Origin of the sequence: Streptomyces sp. (genome assembly GCF_031181555.1) — a bacterium.
GTDB classification, from domain to species: domain Bacteria; phylum Actinomycetota; class Actinomycetes; order Streptomycetales; family Streptomycetaceae; genus Streptomyces; species Streptomyces fimbriatus.
The window spans coordinates 1-4,871 of record NZ_JAPSKQ010000012.1 but is presented as its reverse complement, the minus strand read 5'-3'; the positions used below and the strand labels follow the sequence as shown (position 1 = coordinate 4,871).

The following is a 4,871-nucleotide window of genomic DNA, read 5'->3' as shown; positions in this document are numbered from 1 at the left end:
GCACGGCCGCCGGCTGACCATCCAGCAGGGCGAGGTGGGCGACACGGTGCTGTCCCTCGTCGCCGACGGACCCACCGGGAACGGCCCTTATCGCTGCGTCTTCGAGGCCAGGCTCTCCGGGGTCACCGGCTCCGGCGACCGGCTGGAGATCGGCCCGTCCTCCGTGACGGCCGGCCGGCCGCGCAGCGCCTGCGCCCCGGGTGCCGCCACCGAGATCACCCTGCTGCCCGACGGCTCCCTGAAGCGCGTGAACACCCGGAACGGCGAGCAGCTCACCTACACGCGGGACTGACGGAGCGAACCAACTACCCTCCCCTCGAAGGTGGTTGAACGTTCGGCGAACCACGGTGAACTTCGGCGGACGAACGCCGCGCACCCCTTCGTACGGCCGTACGGTGGCCACCCGGTCGAACGGGCGGGCAGCGGCGGGGGCGGCGCGATGGAGTGGCTGAGCGCGGAGAACCTGGTGGCCGTGGCGACGGCGATCCTCGGTATCGTCGCCTCGGCGGTGATGGTCTGGTACGAGCGCAGGGTGCCGCGCCGCAAGCGCATCGGCTACCGCGTGCAGCTGGACACGCCGATCGGTGACGACGGGCAGTCGCGCCGCACGAACCGCCGGGTGGGCTGGTTCACCACGGAGACGGGGATGACCCACGCCAGCATGGTGCTGCTGCGCATCGAGAACGACGGCTCGCAGAGCATCACCCGCGACGACTACGAGAGTCCGGGGATCCACGGGCTGACCGTGGAGTTCGGCCGGCGCACCGTCCTCGGGGTCGCGGTCACCCAGCCGTCGGAGACGAGCCACATCCTCGACAACTTCACCGAGCGGCTCGGCTTCGGCTACCAGGGCAGCACCCTGAGCATCCCCCGCGTCCCGCTGAACCGGGGCGCCTACTACAAGCTGCTGGTGCTGCTCTCCGGCGGCCGGGTGGGCGACGACATCCAGGTGAGCGGTGATCTGAAGGACGGCGACGTCCACCGCAACCGCAGCGCCACCCCGGACGAGAAGGCCCCGCTGTTCAGCCGGGCCGCCCGGCTGATCACCATCACGCTCACGCTGTGCGTGGTCGCCCTGGCGGTGGTCGTCGTGGCCCAGGACGACGACCCCGCCCCCATGGGCTGCGAGGGCGGCACCCTCACGCTCACCGGCTCCACCGCCTTCAAGCCCGTCCTGGACGAGGTGGCGGACAAGTACGAGCGGGAGTGCGCGGACGACGAGGTCGACGTCAGGGTGCGGACGCACGGATCGACGGCGGGCATCCGCACCCTGGTGACGGCCGGGACGGAGTCGGATCGGGGGTCGCCGCCGGTGGTGGCCCTGTCGGACGGCCCGAAGCCGAGCGGACTGCCGAAGCTGCGCGAGAACCGGGTGGCGGTGTCGGTGTTCGCGCTGGTGGTGAACGAGAAGGTGGGGCTGCGGAACCTGTCGACGGCGGACGTGCGGCGGCTGTACCGCGGCGAGATCACGAACTGGAGCGAGCTCGGCGGCGCGGACCTGCCGGTCCACCTCGTCAGCCGGGACGCCAACTCGGGGACGAGACAGGTGTTCCAGCGTCGGGTGCTGGGCCGCGGCGAGACGGCCCACTCCTCGGTCGACTGCGTGCACAAGGACGATCCGACGGCACCCGTCATCCGCTGTGAACTGAACTCGACGGACCTGGTGCTGGACACCGTCGCCGGCATCCCCGGCGCGATCGGCTACAGCGAGCACAACCGTGCCGCCCGCGCGAAGGGGGTGCGCCTGCTGGACCTCGACGGCGAGACCGCGTCCGTCGACGCCATCGAGGACGGGACGAGCGCCTACCCGTACCGGGAGATCGAGTACGCCTACACCTACGGACAGCCCCCGGCGGACTCGCTGGTGTCGAGCTTCCTGACGTATCTGAGCCGCGGCAACGGCCAGGACGTCGTCCGCACCCACGGCCACCTGCCCTGCTGGAGCCCGAAGGGCCTGGAGCTGTGCGCGAGGACCGCGCCCTGACCCGTCGGATGCCTCACCTCGGCTCGGGCGGACGCTGCCTCGGCATGTTCGGGCGGGCCGGTCCCGGCGGGGTGGGGAAGCGGCCGTGCGGGAGAGAGCCCTCCGGACGCCCCGCGCCCGCCACCGCCGCCTGGACGCCCAGCGGCGCGCCCCCGGTGCGGAACTCCACCATCCAGTCGGCCGTCTCGACCCGCACCAGCTCCGCCACGTCCTCCGAGAACCGCCGCAGCACCGACAGGCACCGCTCGGCCGCCTCGCTCGCCGTGCCTTCCGCCGGCCCCAGCACCTCGCGGACGCACTCCGAGGCCCAGTCGAACTGGAGGGCCTGCAGGCGCCGCTGCACGGCCTGCGCCGTCGCCACGTCCCGCATCCAGCCGGACGTCATCCCGAAGAACCGGTCCCCGGCCACACAGGCCACCCCGAGCAGCAGCGCCACGTACCCCCAGGGCGCGGCCCCGTCCGCCGCCCCGGTCAGATCGAGCAGCGGCAGCGCGGCCCCGGTCACCGCCCCCAGCGCCGCCCCGGTCCGCAGGGCCCGCGCGCACCGCCGTTTCCACACCCGGTCCGCGAGGTACCAGGCGGCCGTGTCCAGGGCCCCGCGCTCCACCCACCGGTACAGCTCGTCCAGCCGGGCCGCCGGCTCCCCCCAGTCCCCGAGCGGGAACACCCGCCCGCCCGGCTCGCCCGGCCGCAGCCCGGCCGCCCCCTCGCCCCGCCCGTCCTGAGGCCGACCCTCGGGCTGCATCTCCGGCTGACCCACCCGGTACTCCCTACTGACCCCTGCTGACCCCGACTGATCCCCGACTGCTCTCCGGCCGTCCCCCGGTCGGCCACGCACCGTGCGCGAAGTGTGACGCGCGGTACCCGTGCGCCGGACCCTTCCTACCGCCCAATGGGTGGCGGCGCCGGGTGTTCGTGCCTTTTTCCGCCCGGAAGAAGGCCTTGATCAGGTATAGGGCCCGCAGCGCACTCACTCGAAAGAGTGCCGGGGCGTCGGCCGTCCCGACCACGTAGGCTCGTGCCGAACGGCAAATACCCGGACCGACGGTCCGACGGACCGACGGACCGACCGACCAAGGAGCTGAATCGTGATCCCCGGTGGTGGCCAGCCCAACATGCAGCAGCTGCTCCAGCAGGCCCAGAAGATGCAGCAGGACCTGGCCAAGGCGCAGGAGGAACTGGCCCGCACGGAGGTCGACGGCCAGGCGGGCGGCGGCCTGGTGAAGGCCACCGTCACCGGGTCCGGCGAACTGCGGTCCCTGAAGATCGACCCGAAGGCGGTGGACCCGGAGGACACCGAGACCCTCGCGGACCTGATCGTCGCGGCGGTCCAGGCGGCCAACGAGAACGCCCAGACCCTCCAGCAGCAGAAGCTCGGCCCGCTGGCCCAGGGCCTGGGCGGCGGCGGCATTCCCGGTCTGCCTTTCTAAGACGGGCCGCGGGCCTCTACCGTACGTACTGAAGGAACACCAGGAAGGACGGCAGTCCGTTGTACGAAGGCGTGGTCCAGGACCTCATCGACGAGCTCGGGCGGCTGCCCGGCGTCGGTCCCAAGAGCGCGCAGCGGATCGCCTTCCACGTCCTGCAGGCGGAACCGGCCGACGTACGGCGCCTCGCGCACGCCCTCATGGAAGTGAAGGCGAAGGTCCGCTTCTGCGCGACCTGCGGCAACGTCGCGCAGGAGGAACAGTGCGCCATCTGCCGCGACGCGCGCCGCGACCCCGCGGTGATCTGCGTCGTGGAGGAGCCCAAGGACGTCGTGGCCATCGAGCGCACCCGGGAGTTCCGGGGCCGCTACCACGTCCTGGGCGGCGCGATCAGCCCGATCGACGGCGTCGGCCCCGACGATCTGCGCATCAGGGAACTCCTGGCCCGGCTGGCCGACGGCACGGTCACCGAGCTGATCCTGGCCACGGACCCCAATCTCGAGGGCGAGGCCACGGCGACGTACCTCGCTCGCATGATCAAGCCCATGGGCCTGAAGGTCACCCGCCTGGCCAGCGGCCTCCCGGTGGGCGGCGACCTGGAATACGCGGACGAGGTGACCCTCGGCCGCGCCTTCGAGGGGAGACGACTCCTAGATGTCTGATGCCACGCTGCACGCGACCCACCAGAACCCCGACGACTTCGCGGTCCAGATCGCTGACCAGATCGAGAGCTTCCTGGTCGCCGTGACGGAGGTCGCGAAGGGCGACGAGCCGGACTCGGCGGTCCCCTTCCTCCTCCTGGAGGTCTCCCAGCTGCTGCTGGCCGGCGGCCGGCTGGGCGCCCACGAGGACATCGTCCCCGACGAGCGCTACGAGCCCGACCCGGGCCCGGAGGCCGACGTGGACGAACTCCGCGAGAACCTCGCCCGCATGCTGGAGCCGATCGACGTCTACTCCGAGGTCTTCGACCCCTACGAGCCCCGCAAGGCGCCCGTCCCGGCCCGCATCTCCGACGACCTCGCCGACGTCATCACCGACCTGCGCCACGGCATGGTCCACTACCGCGCGGGCCGCACGACGGAAGCCCTGTGGTGGTGGCAGTTCTCCTACTTCTCCAACTGGGGCTCCACGGCGTCCGCGACCCTGCGGGCGCTGCAGTCGGTGGTCGCCCACGTCCGCCTGAACCAGCCCCTGGCCGAACTCGACGGCCTCGACATCGACCAGGGCATGGGCGACGACACCCTGGAGTTCGAGGCGGGCAAGGTCATGGCGGAGGAGATCGCGGGCCCGCTGGGGATGCGGCCGGTCACGTGACGGACCGAGCGGCTTCCGTCACGGGGCGGTCATGAGACACCGGCACCCAGCGCCGCTCCCCGTCTCACCGGGCACACGTACGGTGCGGTGGACGTCGGTTCGCTGTACCAGCGCAGCGGCCAGGTGCCGCCGCCCAGTGCGGGGAC

Annotated in this window: 5 protein-coding genes and 1 pseudogene; 5 read left to right on the top strand and 1 reads right to left on the bottom strand. The window is 72.1% G+C overall.

From position 1 onward, the window contains the following. Together RIM90_RS04585 and RIM90_RS04580 are read left to right on the top strand one after the other, a co-directional pair. A pseudogene (locus RIM90_RS04585) lies at positions 1 to 292 on the top strand (serine-threonine protein kinase); the annotation flags it as partial. Positions 293 to 439: 147 nt separating this feature from the next. Beyond that, complete coding sequence (locus RIM90_RS04580; protein WP_309059292.1) at positions 440 to 1,984, top strand: substrate-binding domain-containing protein; 1,545 nt, start codon at positions 440 to 442, stop codon at positions 1,982 to 1,984. A gap of 13 nt (positions 1,985 to 1,997) precedes the next feature. Here RIM90_RS04580 and RIM90_RS04575 read toward each other — a convergent pair whose 3' ends face one another. After that, the gene (locus tag RIM90_RS04575) at positions 1,998 to 2,744 is read right to left on the bottom strand and encodes an SLATT domain-containing protein (RefSeq protein WP_309059234.1); all 747 of its coding nucleotides are present in this window, start codon (positions 2,742 to 2,744) and stop codon (positions 1,998 to 2,000) included. A 328-nt stretch (positions 2,745 to 3,072) separates the two neighbouring features. On the opposite strand from RIM90_RS04575, the gene RIM90_RS04570 reads away from it, so the two are divergent. Genes RIM90_RS04570 through RIM90_RS04560 form a run of 3 tightly spaced genes read left to right on the top strand, consistent with a single transcriptional unit; the run spans position 3,073 to position 4,725 of the window. After that, complete coding sequence (locus tag RIM90_RS04570) at positions 3,073 to 3,414, top strand: YbaB/EbfC family nucleoid-associated protein (protein ID WP_309059233.1); 342 nt, start codon at positions 3,073 to 3,075, stop codon at positions 3,412 to 3,414. A 59-nt stretch (positions 3,415 to 3,473) separates the two neighbouring features. Beyond that, on the top strand, positions 3,474 to 4,073 hold the full coding sequence (gene recR / locus RIM90_RS04565; RefSeq protein ID WP_184819604.1) for a recombination mediator RecR: 600 nt from the start codon (positions 3,474 to 3,476) through the stop codon (positions 4,071 to 4,073). Beyond that, complete coding sequence (locus RIM90_RS04560; RefSeq protein WP_309059232.1) at positions 4,066 to 4,725, top strand: DUF5063 domain-containing protein; 660 nt, start codon at positions 4,066 to 4,068, stop codon at positions 4,723 to 4,725. The genes recR and RIM90_RS04560 overlap by 8 nt, the downstream gene beginning before the upstream one ends. The last annotated feature ends 146 nt before the right edge of the window (positions 4,726 to 4,871 follow it).